The organism is Archangium sp. (assembly GCF_057119385.1).
In genome coordinates, this window is sequence record NZ_DBNGVP010000192.1 from 21167 (window position 1) to 34714 (window position 13548).

General features: G+C 70.1%; 11 protein-coding genes. 6 read left to right on the forward strand and 5 right to left on the reverse strand.

The window, feature by feature from the left end; all coding sequences use genetic code 11:
* Window positions 1-9: 9 nt before the first annotated feature.
* The 5 genes from AC16DP_RS45110 to AC16DP_RS45130 form a co-directional block, all read right to left on the reverse strand.
* Window positions 10-2556, reverse strand: coding sequence for a VIT domain-containing protein (locus AC16DP_RS45110; protein ID WP_329726891.1), 2547 nt, complete (start codon window positions 2554-2556; stop codon window positions 10-12).
* 271 nt (window positions 2557-2827) lie between these two features.
* The gene (locus tag AC16DP_RS45115; RefSeq protein WP_329726892.1) at window positions 2828-3373 is read right to left on the reverse strand and encodes a glutathione peroxidase; all 546 of its coding nucleotides are present in this window, start codon (window positions 3371-3373) and stop codon (window positions 2828-2830) included.
* Window positions 3374-3415: 42 nt separating this feature from the next.
* Window positions 3416-4228, reverse strand: coding sequence for a DUF3396 domain-containing protein (locus AC16DP_RS45120; protein ID WP_483957073.1), 813 nt, complete (start codon window positions 4226-4228; stop codon window positions 3416-3418).
* Between the two features lie 125 nt (window positions 4229-4353).
* Window positions 4354-5109 carry a hypothetical protein gene (locus tag AC16DP_RS45125; RefSeq protein ID WP_329726894.1) on the reverse strand — a complete coding sequence of 252 codons (756 nt, stop codon included), beginning with the start codon at window positions 5107-5109 and terminating at the stop codon, window positions 4354-4356.
* Window positions 5110-5273: 164 nt separating this feature from the next.
* Window positions 5274-6629 carry a DUF2254 domain-containing protein gene (locus AC16DP_RS45130; protein WP_329726895.1) on the reverse strand — a complete coding sequence of 452 codons (1356 nt, stop codon included), beginning with the start codon at window positions 6627-6629 and terminating at the stop codon, window positions 5274-5276.
* A 200-nt stretch (window positions 6630-6829) separates the two neighbouring features.
* Between AC16DP_RS45130 and AC16DP_RS45135 the strand changes: the two genes are divergently transcribed.
* From AC16DP_RS45135 to AC16DP_RS45160, 6 genes are all read left to right on the forward strand, one after another.
* Window positions 6830-8788, forward strand: coding sequence for an APC family permease (locus AC16DP_RS45135; RefSeq protein WP_329726896.1), 1959 nt, complete (start codon window positions 6830-6832; stop codon window positions 8786-8788).
* Between the two features lie 62 nt (window positions 8789-8850).
* Window positions 8851-10143 carry a CapA family protein gene (locus tag AC16DP_RS45140; protein WP_329726897.1) on the forward strand — a complete coding sequence of 431 codons (1293 nt, stop codon included), beginning with the start codon at window positions 8851-8853 and terminating at the stop codon, window positions 10141-10143.
* Window positions 10144-10486: 343 nt separating this feature from the next.
* Window positions 10487-10888: a helix-turn-helix transcriptional regulator gene (locus AC16DP_RS45145; protein WP_329726898.1), complete on the forward strand. Its 402-nt coding sequence runs from the start codon at window positions 10487-10489 to the stop codon at window positions 10886-10888.
* A gap of 69 nt (window positions 10889-10957) precedes the next feature.
* Complete coding sequence (locus AC16DP_RS45150; RefSeq protein ID WP_329726899.1) at window positions 10958-11917, forward strand: prenyltransferase; 960 nt, start codon at window positions 10958-10960, stop codon at window positions 11915-11917.
* Entirely contained in the window at window positions 11914-12639 is a 726-nt protein-coding gene (locus tag AC16DP_RS45155) for a ferrochelatase (RefSeq protein ID WP_329726900.1), read from the forward strand. Before AC16DP_RS45150 ends, AC16DP_RS45155 begins: the two co-directional genes overlap by 4 nt.
* Entirely contained in the window at window positions 12636-13544 is a 909-nt protein-coding gene (locus tag AC16DP_RS45160) for a prenyltransferase (RefSeq protein WP_329726901.1), read from the forward strand. Before AC16DP_RS45155 ends, AC16DP_RS45160 begins: the two co-directional genes overlap by 4 nt.
* The last annotated feature ends 4 nt before the right edge of the window (window positions 13545-13548 follow it).

Here is a 13548-nt window from a genome sequence, read left to right on the forward strand (position 1 = left end):
GCGGCGGTGCTACTCCTCGACGGTGAGGGCGACGCGGACCTTCTCGCGGCGCTCGAACCGGTTGCCCGCCGCGTCCCGGGCCACGAGCACCAGCTCGTACTCCCCGGGCTCCGTGCCGGCGGGCACCCTCAGCTCGCGGGTGAAGCGCAGGCCATCGCGCGTCTCCAGCAGGTGCTGCGCGTCACCGAAGGGCTCGCCGTACACGCTGACCTCCTGGGTGGCCTCCACCGCGTCCACCTCCAGCCGCAGCGTCTGGCCGGGCGCCAGCAGCCGCGAGGACAGCGTCACCTCGAAGTCGTTGCCCTTCGAGTCCAGCCGGTAGCGCACCTCGCGCCGGCGCACCGTGCCGTCCGGCATCTCCACCGCCACCAGCACGTCGTAGTACCCGTCCTCCACCCAGAGCGGCACCAGGAAGCGGCCCCGCCAGTAACCCGACACCGTGTCGAAGGTGAGCGGCTTCACCAGGCCGAAGGGGAAGTAGGCCGTCACCCGGCGCGCGTTCCTCGGCGCCACCACGGAGATGATGGGGTCTCCCGGCGGAATCTCCTCGCGGCTCAGCTCACCCGAGACGGCCGCGTACGAGGTGCCCTCGGGCAGCTCCACCGGCACCAGCTCGCGCACCGAGTCGCCGCCGGGCTTCGTGCGCGCCACCTCCTCCACCGCCACGAAGGAGGTGTACTTGCTCATCAGCCCGTACTGGAGCGCCGTGGCGGTGATGGCCTGGACGACCTCGGGCTTCTCGCCGCGGTAGTTCTCCACCGTCAGCTCTTCAATCCGCTGGCGCGCCCAGAGGCTGCGCAGGGACGCGTGCTCCGGCGCGGACTCGGGGAAGGTGAGGGGCACCTCGAAGTGGCGCTCCTGTCCACGCACGCGGCCGGTGATGCGCAGCAGGCCCTGGCCCGTGCCGTGGAATTTGCCAATGAGGAACAGCGGCTGGCCGCTGAAGAGGTCCGGCAGGGTGCGCGGGTAGACGTCCGACACCGGCAGGCCATCCGTCCCCACGCGCACCGACGTCAGCACCGGGCCGCGGATGCGCGACTCGAACTCGCGGGCCACCTCGTCCTCGGGACGCTTCAGGTTGACGAAGGTGGAGGCGCCGCGCCCCACCTCGCCCATCTTCGTGACGAGGTAGCGGTTGACGTCGTTGCCCACGCCCACGCTGAAGACGCGCGTCTCCTCGCGCAGGTGCCGCTGGAGCGTGCCGAGCACCTCGTCATCGTTGCCGATGAAGCCGTCCGTCATGAGCAGCACCATGCGCAGGCGGGCCGGGTCGTTGGCGGGCACCATGGCCTCCTGGGCCGCCACGCGGACGTCCGTGCCACCACCGCCCCAGAAGTTGGCCACGTAGGGCAGGGCGCGCGCCACGTTCTCCGGCGAGGCCGGCACCGCGGCGGGGGCGAACTTCGTCACCTGCGTGTCGAAGTTGAGCACCTGGAAGGTGTCCTCGGGGTGCAGGTGGCGCAGCACCTCGGCGGTGAGGGCCTTGGACTTCTCGATGGGCGGGCCGGACTGCGAGCACGAGGTGTCGAGCACCAGGTAAAGCTCGCGCGGCACCACCTCCTCCTGCTTCGGCGCCAGCTGCGGGTTGAGCAGCACGAGGAAGTAGCCCTCATCGGCACCGGGCTCGCGGTGCACCAGCACGGCCGGGCGGATGAGCGCATCGGCCACGCGGTACTCCAGCGTGAAGGTCTTGTTGGGGATGCGGTCGTCCGGGGCCAGCTCCACGCGGGCGCGGCTCGGGCCCTCGCGCGTCGCCGTCACACGGTGCGAGGTGGAGCGCAGCTCGTGCACGGGCACGCCCGCGTCCAGGCGCACGTGGAGGCGGATGTCCCGGCCGCTGCGCACCTCGGGAGGCAGCACCGGCGGGGTGATGCGGCTCGCGTCGGGGACGGTGGTGGTGTCCGGCGCGGTGCCCTCGCCCTGGCGGAAGGCCAGGGGCTCGCCGCCGATGTAACGCGGGCCCACCGTCATGGGAAAGTTGAAGCTGTACTTGCCGTCCTCGTAGACGAGCCGCTCCACATAGTGGATGCGCACGCGGAGCTCCTCGCCGGGGAGGATGTTGGCCACCGACTGGGTGAAGAGGTTGGGACGCTCCTGGTCGAGCAGCGCGGCCGTCTTGCCCTCGGCGCGGGCGCGCTCGTAGGTGTCACGCGCCTGCTCGCGCGTCTGGATGACGCCGCGGATGACGCGCTGGCCGATGACCAGCTCCATGGCGTCCACGGCGGCCTTCTCCGGCAACGGGAAGACGTAGAGGGCCTCGAGCGGCTCGGCGTAGGGGTTCTCGAAGACCTGGGTGACGGTGACGCTGGCGAGGAATCCACTCACCTCGGCGTCGACGTCCGTGTGCTTGAGGCTGAAGTGCTGTGGCTGGGACTCGGGGCAGCCCTGGGCGGAGGCGTGGCGGCGGAGCTTCGCCACCAGCGTGCCCTGGGTGATGGCCCCGGAGCTCAGGGGCGAGACGGGGGCGGGGCAGGGGGTCTCCGCGGCGTCCCGCTCCTGAGCGGAGGCGGGGACGGACAGAAGACAGACGAAGAGCGCGACGAGTGCGGCTCGCATGGAATTCCTCGGACGGGGTGGGTACGCGCCGAGGTATTGCAGCCCGCGGGCCAGCGCCCGGGATGAGCCAAGTGCCCGGAAACACTGAGGGCGGGGCTCCAGGGGCTGTGGCTGCCTGGCCACATCCACCTGAGACCCCGCCCCGTTTCACTGGTCACCGGTGACGAGTGGAATGGACCCGCCTCGTTTCACTTGTCACCGGTGACAAGTGGAATGGACCCGCCCCGTTTCACTTGTCACCGGTGACAAGTGGAATGGGCCGGTGCCCGGACTACTCGGCGAGGGCCTTGTCGAGGGCGCCCTTGAGCTCGGTGCTCTCCGGCGTCACGGAGCTGGAGAAGGCGGCGCGCACCTGGCCGTCCTTGCCCACCACGTACTTGTGGAAGTTCCACTTGGGCTCGCCGTGCTTGCGCGCGAGGAACTCGTAGATGGGGGACTGGCCCTCGCCCTTGGTCTTCACCTTCTCGAGCATGGGGAAGGTGACCTTGTAGCGGAGCTCGCAGAACTTCGCGATCTGCTCGGAGGTGCCGGGCTCCTGGCCGCCGAAGTCATTGGAGGGGATGCCGAGCACCACCACGCCCTTGTCCTTGTACTGGCCCCAGAGCTTCTCGAGGCCCGCGTACTGGGGGGTGTAGCCGCACTCGGAGGCGGTGTTCACCACGAGCACCACCTTGCCCTTGTACTCGGAGAGGTTGACGGGCTGGCCGTTGAGCCGCTTGGACTGCAGGTCATGGAAGGACATCGCACGCTCCGCGGAGACGGCGGCGGTGCCCAGCACGAGCACGGCCGCGGTGAGGGAAAGGAGTCGGTTGGACATGCCCTCCAGGATGCCCGAGGCGGCGGCGCGTTGCGGGGTCCTTCAATCCAGGAAGCGGCGCTCCCAGCGGCGATTGTCCTCTGGCGAGAAGTCGGGCTCCCAATTGCTCTGCTCGGGATAGGGCCAGGGCTCTGGGAACCGCTCATGGTAGAGCCACGGCTCCAGGACGCGCGCCAACTCCCGGTAGGCGGGGAGCGTCTGGCCCTGCTCGGTGTCTCCCGCTTCGGGCCAGGGGCCCAGGGTGACGACGGCGCGCTCCCCTTCCAGCTCCTGGACGGTGGTGCCTGGTGAGGACAGGCGTGAGCGCAGACCCGACGCGCCGCCCAGCTCGCCCAGGATGGGCTGGCCCAGGAAGGTGAGCCAGGAAGGGCCACGAACCCGGAAGCCGAGTTTCCACGAATGCCAGCTCGTATCCGGGATGTCCATGCCTGGGTAGCGGAAGCACCGCGCGCGGATTTGCCGCGAGATACCGATCAGGTCTAGCTGGCCGTTGAAGGCGAGACCCACCTGTCCGAAGTGGAAAGGCAGAGGAGCGGCCAACTTCAGTGCCAGTTCACGCACGTGGCCCGGGCCGTGTTCTTCCAGGTACTCGGTGGGGAGCGAGATGCTCAGTGCGGAAGATGCGTCCGGATCGTCCTCCAGGCGTGGATCTCCCAATGGTTTGCCGAAGTAGTCGAAATCGTAACGTTGCGGCTCTCCGGATGCTTGTGCCAGCTGGATGTTCGGCCACGTCCCCTCGGTGAGCTCTCGCCGGATGTGCTTCCACCCGGCGTCATCAAGAGCTTGCTCCTCTCCATCGACATCCACATACCAGCCAAGCGTCTCTGGCTCTATCGCGTGCAGATAGGTGTCCAAGGAGGTGAGGACGGCTCGTGCTATCTCCTGATGGGCACGGCGGATGTAGAAGCAGAGGCTCAAGCCTTCACGGACCAGGAGGTGCCCGTTCGGCGCGCAGATGCGGATGCGCGGGTAATGAGAGCTCAAGGTGTGACTCCCAGCCAGGGTTTGATCGCGCGTACGAATGGGCCCAGGATTTCCTTGTACACTTCGTCTTGGTAACGGCCCGCATAAGGCCCCTGGGTGTATTGGCACCAACCATTTCTCTTTCTGCTCTCGCTACTCACGCAAGGAAACTTGAAGTCATAGACGAACAGGGGCAAGAGCGGATTGCCCGCGTGGATGACGATGTCTGGCTTGATGGTGCCGCGCAGCTCGCTGTAGCAGCCCTCCTCCAGTAGCGCCTCCTCCTTCTCCGGGCTGATCAACTCGCGCTGCCGGGTGTCCGTGTTGTAGCGGTAACGCGGCTCCCGGCTGAATCCGCCTGGACGCAGCGCGCCCAACTCCATCTCCGCACACGCGAGCGCGACCTTGTGCATCTCCTCGCCGAGGAACATGGCCCGCGTCCTCACCTTGCCTCCGAACTCCTTCGTCTCGCGGCACTCCGCCGGGGTGGGGCTCCTGCCGCCCATGTGCTGGCGGAGCACCTTCTCGCGGGCCATGTTGGCGCACCAGGTCAGTTTCTGCTCGATGGCCTCCTTGTGCGCTTCATTCCACACCACCGCGGTCGCGGTGACGGAGGCGCCGAACTCGGCGAGGCGCTGCGCGGCCTGCGGTATCACGGTCTCCTCTCCAGCCACGCGGGCGCACAGGGCCGGTTGGGTCCGGCAGGCGCTCGAGGCCGAGTCGAGGGACTGCGCGGAGGCCTGGCTGGCCAGGAGCAGCACGCTGGCGAGCACGGCTCCGTACTTCCGCCGGAAAGCGGGCCCGTGCCGGGGGGTGGAGGAGCGGTGATTCATGTGCCCTGTGATGATGTTGGTGGTGAGATGCCGTGCGAGGAAAACCGCGCGGGCGAGTCTGGCGGAAGCGCGAGCCGGGTCAAGGCACTCGGGCCCGGCTCCGCTCAGTGCACGGTCTCGCAGGGGAGGGTGGCCGGCTGGGTGGCCTTCTTGCGCAGCTGGTCCCAGCGCTCCTCGATGAACCGCACGTCCCGCTCGCGCTGCTCGGCGAGCCGGGAGGCCTCGTACACCGCCCGCCCCGTCTGCACGAGCGCCCCGCGCATCGCCGTGTCCGGCTCCACGCTGGCGAGCTCCGCGAGCACCTCCAGGATGCGGACCAGCACCCGCGGCTGTGCCTCCGCGGCGAGCGGAATCTCCCCGAACGCGTCCTGCAGGAAGGGCACGAGCCCGAAGCCGGGCCGCAGCAGCGTCACCGCCTGGTGCCACTCCATCCACCAGCCCTGGCCGAGCCGTCCCTTGCTCGCCACCACGCGGCCCACCGCTCCCAGCTCGTTGATCACCATCACCGCGGTGGTGACGTCGTTGATGGCGGGCGAGAGGGCCTTGAGCGCCATGTCCACCAACTGCCGCACCCCATAGAGCACGTCCTGCTGCGTGGTCCGGGTGCGCCCCACGGCGAGCGCACCGTGCAGCCGCCGCTGTTGCTGCTCACTCAAGGCCACCCGCGGCCAGAGCGCCATCAGCGGCAGCCCCGGTATGAGGAAGTCCCCGGTGCGCACCTCGAGCCGCACGGTGTGCACGCCTCGCGGCAGGGCCGAGAGCAGCCGCTCATGGTCCACCAACTGCACGTAGCCCGTCTCGCGCGCGGTGATGACGGTGGCCTCCTGCTCGGGGCCGGGCAGCGCCTCGCCCAGCTCCCGCGTCTTCTTGAAGTCCAACCGCTCCAGCTCCTGGATGATCTCCCGGCCAATGTTGACGATGAGGGTGCTCGCCTCGACGGAGCGGGCGGCATGGTGGAGGAAGTGGGGCAGCAGCAACAGGCAGAGCAGGGTGAGGGCCAGTGCCACTCCGAGCGATAGGACGGGCAGCGGTGTGCTCTGCTGCTCCTCCGCCTGGGTGCCCACCAGCCCGAGCAGCAGCAACAGGTACACCACGGTGAGCAGGTAGGTGCCGAGCACCCGCTGCGTGCCGTGGTCCGCCATGAATCGCCCCAGCAGCCGCGGCGTGTACTGCGTGGAGGCCAGTTGCACCGCCACCATGGTCATGGAGGCCGTCACCGTCATGACGGTGACGAGCGTCGCCGCCATGCTCAGCAGCACCTCCCGGCTGGTGGACGGTGTGGAGGGGACATAGTCGCCCCACCACTGGGCGCGCAGTCCAGGGCCCAGCGACGGCCAGCTCCGGTCCAGCATCGGCAGCACCACGCCCAGCACCAGGCCCAGCGTCACGAACAGCACGGGCTGGAACCAGAGACTCGCCTTGATCGAGTTCCACAGCTTCGACAGACGCGGTGACAGCACGGCCCTTCCCCTTCCCCTCTCAGGAGCGTGTGAATGCCTCCGGAGCGTCGCAAGCCATTCCCCTCCCGGGCCTCCACGCTCGGGAGCCGTCCCTCGTCCGCCCGCCCTGGAGACGGCTACCCATGCTCCCGGGCCGACGGCACGGGTCCTGGGTTCCGGGGTCCCATCTCCCCCCGCCTGCCCCGTTACTAGGTTCCGGTATGTCCCTGAGAGAGGTGCTCTTCGGAAAGCCCATCCCGAATGACGAGGCCGAGGAGGAGAAGATTGGTCCCCTGACGGGAATACCCGTGCTGGGGCTGGATGCACTCGCCTCGGCGGCATACGGACCGGAAGCCGCGCTCACCGTGCTGCTCGTCCTGGGGGCGGGCGGGAGCCATTACCTCGGCCCCATCATCGCCATCATCGCGGTGCTGCTGCTCATCGTTCAGTTCTCCTACCGGCAGACGATCGCCGCCTACCCGGGAGGGGGCGGCTCCTACCTGGTGACCCGCGACAACCTCGGAACGAAGCCGGCGCTGCTCGCCGCCGCCGCGCTGGCGCTCGACTACGTGCTCAACGTGGCGGTGGCCATCTCCGCGGGTGTGGGGGCGCTGGTGTCCGCCCTCCCCAGGCTCCTCCCCCACATGCTCCCGCTGTGCCTGGGGCTGCTCGCGTTGCTCACCCTGGTGAACCTGCGCGGCATCCGCACCGCGGGCATGCTCTTCACGCTCCCCACGTACCTGTTCGTCGCCTGTCTGGGCGTGACCTTGCTGGTGGGCGTGGTGAAGTTCGTGAGCTCCGGGGGACATCCGGTCCCCGTGGTGCCCCCGCCCCACCTGCCGGCCGGTACAGCCGCGGTGAGCCTCTGGCTGCTGATGCGCGCCTTCGCGAGCGGGTGTACCGCGATGACGGGCGTGGAGGCGGTCAGCGATGGCGTGCCCGTCTTCCGGCAGCCCCGTGTCCGGGGGGCCCAGCGGACCCTCGCGGGGATCGTCGGCATCCTGGTGGTGCTGCTCGGCGGGGTGGCGGTGCTGTGCCATGCCTACGGCATCGGCGCGACCCCTCCGGGCCAGGCGGGCTTCCAGAGCGTGTTGTCCCAGCTCGTGGGCGCCGTGGCGGGACGCGGGGTGTTCTACTCCGTCACCATCGCCTCCATCCTCACCGTGCTGTGCCTGTCCGCCAACACGAGCTTCGCGGACTTCCCCCGGTTGTGCCGCATGCTGGCGCTCGATGGCCACCTCCCCACGGCCTTCGCCCATGCCGGTCCCCGGCTGGTGTTCTCGACGGGCGTCATCGTCCTCTCGCTCATGGCCGCGGCCCTGCTGGTGGCCTTCGGAGGGGTGACGGACCACCTCATCCCGCTGTTCGCCGTGGGCGCCTTCGCGGCCTTCACCTTCTCGCAGTTCGGCATGGTGGCCCGCTGGCGCAAGAGCCAGGAGCCGCGCGCGAGGCACTTCCTGGTGGTGAATGCGATTGGCGGAACGGCCACGGGGCTCACGCTTTGCGTCGTGGCAGTGTCGAAGTTCGCCGAGGGGGCCTGGATGTCCTTCCTGTTCATCCCCCTGGCCTTCCTCCTGTTCCGCACCACGCGCCGCCACTACGACACGGTGGAGAAGGCCATCGAGACCGAGCGGCCCATGCGGGTGGTCCGTGCCGCCGCGCCGCTGGTGGTGGTTCCCCTCAAGCGGTTGGATCTCGTGGCCGAGAAGGGCCTCCAGTTCGCGCTCACCATCTCCCCCGACGTCCACGCCGTCCAGGTGCGCGCGCAGCCCGAGGAGGGCGGGGAGCTGCGTGCCAGTTGGAAGCGCCGGGTGGAGGCTCCTCTCAAGGAGGCGGGGCTCCCGGTGCCCGAGCTGGTCGTGCTCCGGTCGACGTACCGCCAGGTGGTGGATCCGCTCCTCGGCTACGTCCGCAAGCTCGCCGCCGCCCATCCGGACCGGTTCATCGCCGTGCTGGTGCCGGAGTTGATCGAGCACCGCTGGTACCACTACCTGCTGCACAGCCACACGGCCACCCTGCTGAAGATGATGCTGCTGTTCCGGGGCGGGCCGCAGATCGTGGTCATCAGCGCGCCCTGGTTCCTGCGAGAGCCCAAGCACCCCTTCACCCGCGCCCTCCGCTCCCCGCGCCCCTCGTTCAAGGCCTCCTCCGCCCGGAAGCCGGCCCCCGGCTCCTCGTGAAGGGAGGCCCTCCCGGGAGGGGGGTCTGTCCTCCGGGCCAATGGCCTGGGTAGCATGCGAGCGTGCTTGCCCAGGCGCTCCTGCTCGTTTCCCTGCTCCACGCCGCTCCCCCCGAGCGCGTGGAGCTCGTCTTCGGGGGAGATGTCATTCCCCATGGTGAGGTGAAGGAGGCCGCGGCGGACCACGCCCGCGCCGACTCCGGCGATGCCGGCCCCGCCCGCTCCATCAACCACGAGGGGTGGGATCATGTCTTCGGGCCCCTCGCCGACGTGATGCGCTCGGCGGACGTCGCCATGGTGAACCTGGAGACGCCCAGTACCGGCAATCCGCTCGCCCGCACCGCGCCCCTGCTCTTCGACGCGCCGCCCGCCATGCTGCACGCGCTGGCCTCCGCCGGGGTGGATGTGGTGTCCACCGCCAACAACCATGTCTTCGACCAGCGCCGCGCCGGGGCCGAGGCCACGTGGAAGCACCTGGCCGAGGCGGGCCTGAAGAGCGTGGGCACGGGCCCCTCGGAGGCCGCCGCGTGGGAGCCCCTCATCGTGGAGAAGCGGGGGATGCGCATCGGTTTCCTGTCCTTCACCCGGTGGCTCAACGGCGCCCGCAATCCCGAGGCGCCGGAGACCTCGCCCCACGTCGCCTACGTGCCCTACCGCGGCCAGGTGAGCGGGAACTGGCAGTCCCCCGAGTCGGCCGTGGCGCTGGTGCGCGCCGCGGCCCGGCGCTGTGACGCGCTCATCGTCGCCATCCACTGGGGCACCGAGTACTCGCACTCGCCCCACCCCGAGGACCGCAAGCTGGCCCGCGCCCTGCTGGAGGCCGGCGCGCTCGCCATCGTCGGCCACCATCCCCACGTGCTCCAGCCCGTCGAGTCGTACCGCACCTCCTCCGGACGGGACACGCTCGTGGCCTTCTCGCTGGGCAACCTCATCGCCAACCAGGACCGGCACTACGTCCACCGCCGGGCGGGGGAGGCGGATGGCAGCAAGCGCGACTCCGTGCTGCTGCGCTTCTCGCTCACCCGTCCCCAGCCGGGCGCGCCCGTGTCGCTCGAGGGCGTGTCCGTGCTGCCGGTGTGGATCGAGAACAACCACTACGTCGCGCTCGGCCGCGACCGGGTGCCGCGTCACATCCAGCCCGTGCTGATCGACGAGGAGCTGCGCGCCATCAACGAGCGGCTCCTGGCGCTCTCGGCCCGCGCCCTCACCCAGCCGCGCGAGGTCCGTCAGGAGCGCACCGCGCTCGAGCGCCGGTTGGACATGGCCCGGTACCGGCGCGAGCTCATCCTGCGCATCACCCGGCCTCCGGGCTCCGACGTGGGGACGACGGAGCCCGGGAGGCGTCCCGCGGGTTAGCGACTCCTCGGGCTGTGGGCGCGCGCCCGGCGGGGAAATCGTGTCCTCGTCCACCTGGCCCTCGTTGTGGTCGAGCCCCTCGTCGTTCACGCCCGGCTGGAGGACGCCCTCGTCCTCGTCGCGCACGTCGTCTTTCAGGGGTGTGGGCTGCTTGAAGCTGGAACGTGGGCACGCGAGCCCGTGCCCCGCAGGAGGCGCCTGCCCTCCTGGACGCTCTCCATCCGCGCGGAAGAGAGGGGACGCCCCTGGTTGGGGGGGCTTGCACGACCCATGAAGCAAGTCCCTAGGCTTGGGTTGGCCTCTCGGGTAATGTCCTCCAACGTCTCTTTGGACGTCACGCACCATGGTCTCGAAACGTACCCCCCCGCCCCCCTCGCAGCAGCGCATGGATGACAAGCTGGCCCTCGCCCTGGGGGCCGCGGCGCGTGCCGCCCGGGTGCGCGCGGGGCTCACCCAGGCGGAGGCGGCCGAGAAGGTGGGGCTGGCCCCGGGTGTCTATGGCCGCATCGAGCGCGGGGGGATGATGCCCAGCGTCCCCACCCTCCGACGGCTGAGCATCGTCCTGAAGATTCCCTCCGACACGCTGTTGAGCCTGAGTCACACGGAGGTGACGGCCTGGGTGGACTCGCTGCCCGCCAAGGAGGAGCGCTCCCCGGATCTGCGGCGGCTGTCGCGCTCGTTGCGCAACCTGTCCCCGGCCCAGCTCAAGGTTCTCAACGTCATCGCCACCGCGCTCACCCGCTGACTTCAGGGTCGGGACAGCTCGACCGACCTGATTGGGGAGGTTGGCCGTGTTAGAGGTTGCCAACGGGAGGTGAAGCGGGTGCATGTGGAGTCGATGAGCCCCTCGGCGCGGTGGTGGTACGCCCTCAAGCCAGCGAGCTGGCCGAAGGTGCTCGTGCCCGCGTTGTTCGGCCAGGCCGTGGGTGCCGCCGCCGCCGGCCACCTGTCGTGGGGGGCGCTCGGGTTCGGCGTGCTGTGGATGGTGGCGGACGTCTCCTTCATCGTGCTGCTCAACGACTGGGGAGACCGCGAGGTGGACACCCTCAAGCGCCGCATGTTCCCCCAGGGCTGCTCGCCGAAGACGATTCCCGACGGAATCCTCCCCGCCGGGGCGTTGCTCGCCGCGGGCCTCGGGGCCGGGGCGGTGGCGCTGGTGTTGGCGTGGGGCGCGGGCCTCGTGCTGGGGCGGCCGTTGTTGTTGCCGCTCGCCGCGCTGGGCCTGCTCATGTTCGCCGCCTATACGCTGCCACCGCTGCGGCTCAACTACCGGGGCGGGGGCGAGCTGCTGGAGATGGTGGGGGTGGGCGGCGTGCTTCCCACGTTGCATGTGTATGCGCAGTGCGGCCAGTGGGCTCCCGCGGGGTGGGTGTGGCTGGCGCCGGGCCTGCTGGCGCTGTCCCTGTCGAGCGCCCTGGCCAGCGGACTGTCCGACGAGGAGAGTGATCGCGCGGGAGGCAAGCGCACCTTCACCACCCTGTGGGGCAACGCGGCCGTCCGCCGGGGCGCGGAGGTGTCCCTGGGGACGGGGCTGCTCCTCTGGCTCGCGGTGTCCTGTCTGGCCGAGGACGCCCCCCCGCTCGTGGCAGTGGTGCCGGCCGTGGGGTTCGCATTACCTTTCACCGTGCGTCTGGTGAGGAGGAGCCCGTCCGCGGTGACGAATGCCTTCGTTGCGCAATCGGCATACAAGGCGGAGCTCCACCGTGCCATCTGGTGGGGAACGTTCACGCTGTCGGCAGGGGTGCTCGCCGTGGGGTTGGGAGGGTGGAAGTGAGAAGACTTCCAGAAGACATCCTCGCCGGGCTGGAGCCCCTGTCCCCCCTGCTGGGAGAGGCGGCCTCGCTGGACACGCGCCGGCCGCGCGCGCTGCTGCCCGTGGAGTTGGCGGCACGCCTGGTGGAGGGCAACGCCGGGGAGGACAAGGCCCGGGCCTTCGCCCAGGGGTTGGGCCACGTGGTGCGGGCGCTCGCGGAGGACTTCCCGGAGAACATCTTCTGGGACCTGGACTTCCTGGCCTGCCGCATGTGGAACGCCGGAGGGCCCGAGGCGGTGCTCGGCTTCTCGCGCCGGGTGGTGACGGTGTGCCGGGGCTTCGGCAACAAGTCGGAGCTGCGCTTCCGCTACGCCCATGACTTCCTGTACGGCTACGACTGGGCCCGCTGGGTGGTGCGCCAGCCGGAGAAGCGCGCCACCATCGGCCCCTTCGACCTGGCGTTCTTCGACTACCTCGAGGGCCGGCTCCAGACGCTCGTGGAGCTCATCGCCGAGAACGATGACAAGTACGGCAAGCTCCAGGGCCAGGAGTTCCGCAACCCCTTCGGCTTCTGCCGGGAGCCTCGCGAGGAGGCGCACCTGCATCAGGTGCTCGCCCAGGCGGACTTCATCCCCGTGAAGGCCTGGCGCTTCGATGGGGACTGCCGCTGGGACCTGCCCTTCACCGACCTGCGCACCGAGGCCGCCCGGCGGCTCGGGCTGGTGCGCGAGGCCTCCTCGTGAAGGACGGGTGGGGCACGCTCCGGGCCTGGCTCCAGGCGTCGCGGCTGCCCTCGCAGTCGTACCTCGCGCTCCCCTTGCTGCTCGGGCAATTCGTCGCGGTGCACCTGCGTGGCGGGGCGTTGGACGTGGGGACGCTGGTGGCCGTGCAGCTCTTCGGGGTGCTCGACCAGCTCTTCATCGTCTACGCCAACGACTGGGCGGACCAGGAGACGGATCGCCGCAACCAGACGGCCACCCTCTTCTCCGGGGGCTCCCGCGTGCTCGTCGAGGGCCGGCTCCCGCCGCGTGCGCTCGGGCTCGGCGCCGTCGTGTGCGCGTTCCTGCTGCTGGCCCTGTCCGTGGGGCTGGCGGTGCTCCGGGGCGCACCGCTGCTGGTGCCGCTGGCGGTGGCGGCGTTGGGGCTCTTGTGGGCCTACAGCTATCCGCCCTTCCGGCTCTCGTACCGGGGCGGGGGCGAGCTGCTGCAGATGGTGGGGGTCGCCGGGGTGCTGCCGCTCTATGGCTATGTCGCGCAGGGCGGGGATCCGGGGCGTTTTCCGTGGGCGCTCGTCGCGTTGCTGCTGCCCACGCATCTCGCCTGTTCCATCGCCACCGCGCTCCCCGACGAGCCCTCGGATCGGGAGAGCGGCAAGCTCACGCTGCCAGCGCGCGTGGGCGTCGAGCGGGCCGCCCGGGTCATCGTGTTGCTCAACGGCCTCACCGTGGCGCTCGCGCCGTGGGGTCTCGGGGTCCTGGGTCTGAGCGTGGGCCTGGAGTGGCTGGTGCCGGCGGGGGCCTCGCTCGTGGTGCTCCTGGTGCGTCCCTCGCCGCCCGGCTCCCGCCGTGTGCAGGTCCGCGTCGCCGCCGCCATCACCGCCACGCTGGCCACGGTCGCGCTTCCCCTCCTCGCCCTCGTGAGAACCTGAGTCC

What these genes read in the sequence shown, in the direction of transcription:
- AC16DP_RS45135 (WP_329726896.1), top strand. Translation starts at nt 6,830, where the DNA reads ATGTCCCTGAGAGAGGTGCTCTTCGGAAAGCCCATCCCGAATGACGAG.
- AC16DP_RS45115 (WP_329726892.1), bottom strand. Translation starts at nt 3,373, where the DNA reads ATGTCCAACCGACTCCTTTCCCTCACCGCGGCCGTGCTCGTGCTGGGC.
- AC16DP_RS45145 (WP_329726898.1), top strand. Translation starts at nt 10,487, where the DNA reads ATGGTCTCGAAACGTACCCCCCCGCCCCCCTCGCAGCAGCGCATGGAT.
- AC16DP_RS45110 (WP_329726891.1), bottom strand. Translation starts at nt 2,556, where the DNA reads ATGCGAGCCGCACTCGTCGCGCTCTTCGTCTGTCTTCTGTCCGTCCCC.